The following is a 2,223-nucleotide window of genomic DNA, read 5'->3' on the forward strand; positions in this document are numbered from 1 at the left end:
GAAACAGCATCTTGAAAATTGAACAAAGACGAATAGTACGAAACCCTTGAGAGATTCTTTTGAGAAAAAGAATTAAAGGTCTAACATAAAGACGTAAAAGAAATGTACGTTCAGTGAAGTGAACTGAAACAGGATAACAAGAGCAGAAATGCTTTTGATATACAACTTTAATTAAGAGTTTGATCCTGGCTCAGGACGAACGCTGGCGGCACGCTTAACACATGCAAGTCGAACGAGAGAAGAGGAGCTTGCTTTTCTGATCTAGTGGCGGACGGGTGAGTAACACGTGAGCAATCTGCCTTTCAGAGGGGGATACCGATTGGAAACGATCGTTAATACCGCATAACATAATTGAACCGCATGATTTGATTATCAAAGATTTATCGCTGAAAGATGAGCTCGCGTCTGATTAGCTAGTTGGTAAGGTAACGGCTTACCAAGGCGACGATCAGTAGCCGGACTGAGAGGTTGATCGGCCACATTGGGACTGAGACACGGCCCAGACTCCTACGGGAGGCAGCAGTGGGGAATATTGCACAATGGAGGAAACTCTGATGCAGCGATGCCGCGTGAGGGAAGAAGGTTTTAGGATTGTAAACCTCTGTCTTCAGGGACGAAAAAAAAGACGGTACCTGAGGAGGAAGCTCCGGCTAACTACGTGCCAGCAGCCGCGGTAATACGTAGGGAGCGAGCGTTGTCCGGAATTACTGGGTGTAAAGGGAGCGTAGGCGGGATCGCAAGTCAGATGTGAAAACTATGGGCTTAACCCATAAACTGCATTTGAAACTGTGGTTCTTGAGTGAAGTAGAGGTAAGCGGAATTCCTAGTGTAGCGGTGAAATGCGTAGATATTAGGAGGAACATCAGTGGCGAAGGCGGCTTACTGGGCTTTAACTGACGCTGAGGCTCGAAAGCGTGGGGAGCAAACAGGATTAGATACCCTGGTAGTCCACGCCGTAAACGATGATTACTAGGTGTGGGGGGACTGACCCCTTCCGTGCCGCAGCAAACGCAATAAGTAATCCACCTGGGGAGTACGACCGCAAGGTTGAAACTCAAAGGAATTGACGGGGGCCCGCACAAGCAGTGGAGTATGTGGATTAATTCGAAGCAACGCGAAGAACCTTACCAGGTCTTGACATCGTATGCATAGCTCAGAGATGAGTGAAATCTCTTCGGAGACATATAGACAGGTGGTGCATGGTTGTCGTCAGCTCGTGTCGTGAGATGTTGGGTTAAGTCCCGCAACGAGCGCAACCCTTACTGTTAGTTGCTACGCAAGAGCACTCTAGCAGGACTGCCGTTGACAAAACGGAGGAAGGTGGGGATGACGTCAAATCATCATGCCCCTTATGACCTGGGCCTCACACGTACTACAATGGCTGTAAACAGAGGGATGCAAAGCCGCGAGGTGGAGCGAACCCCTAAAAGCAGTCTTAGTTCGGATTGTAGGCTGCAACCCGCCTACATGAAGTCGGAATTGCTAGTAATCGCAGATCAGCATGCTGCGGTGAATACGTTCCCGGGCCTTGTACACACCGCCCGTCACGCCATGGGAGTCGGTAACACCCGAAGCCTGTAGTCTAACCGCAAGGAGGACGCAGTCGAAGGTGGGATTGATGACTGGGGTGAAGTCGTAACAAGGTAGCCGTATCGGAAGGTGCGGCTGGATCACCTCCTTTCTATGGAGAACAGAGAAGGAAAAGAAAACTTCTCATAAAATAATTCTCCGGTCAGCAAAGGTTTAAGAAAGTAGTTTTTGTTCAATTTTGAGGATGCTGGAAATAGTATCTTTAAAACAGCACAATGGAGTACCTAGTCCCTGCATATGGGGGTGTAGCTCAGCTGGGAGAGCACCTGCTTTGCAAGCAGGGGGTCAGGAGTTCGATTCTCCTCATCTCCACCAAGGGACGAAGGAAGAACGAACTAATAACTAAATGGGCGCATAGCTCAGGTGGTTAGAGCGCACGCCTGATAAGCGTGAGGTCGGTGGTTCGAGTCCACTTGTGCCCACCAGCAAGAGAGATCTTGCAAGGAACGAAACTTGAAAATTGAATAATGAAAAGCAAAAGTAATGCAAATGAGGAAAAATGAACGACAATAACGAAAGTTAAAGTCGGGTAAAAAACCTGCAATTAGCATAAAAATTAAGAGGATTAGACATAATTCAAAAATGGTTAAGCTAAGAAGAGCGTAGGGAGAATGCCTTGGCATTAGGAGCCGA

Annotated in this window: 2 tRNA genes and 2 rRNA genes (1 of these 4 only partly in view); all 4 read left to right on the forward strand. The window is 47.9% G+C overall.

The window, feature by feature from the left end:
* The first annotated feature begins 167 nt into the window (after window positions 1-167).
* Window positions 168-1,681: ribosomal RNA gene (locus AB5123_RS13665) — 16S ribosomal RNA — on the forward strand.
* Window positions 1,682-1,829: 148 nt separating this feature from the next.
* Window positions 1,830-1,905 (forward strand) — tRNA-Ala (locus AB5123_RS13670).
* A gap of 33 nt (window positions 1,906-1,938) precedes the next feature.
* Window positions 1,939-2,015, forward strand: a tRNA-Ile gene (locus AB5123_RS13675).
* Between the two features lie 159 nt (window positions 2,016-2,174).
* A 23S ribosomal RNA gene (locus AB5123_RS13680) occupies window positions 2,175-2,223 on the forward strand (it continues 2,887 nt past the right edge of the window).
* Together the 16S and 23S rRNA genes with 2 tRNA genes alongside form the textbook arrangement of a ribosomal RNA operon.

Origin of the sequence: Ruminococcus sp. RTP21204st1_B2_RTP21204_210225, assembly GCF_040914135.1 — a bacterium.
Classification (GTDB): Bacteria; Bacillota; Clostridia; order Oscillospirales; family Ruminococcaceae; genus Hominimerdicola; species Hominimerdicola aceti.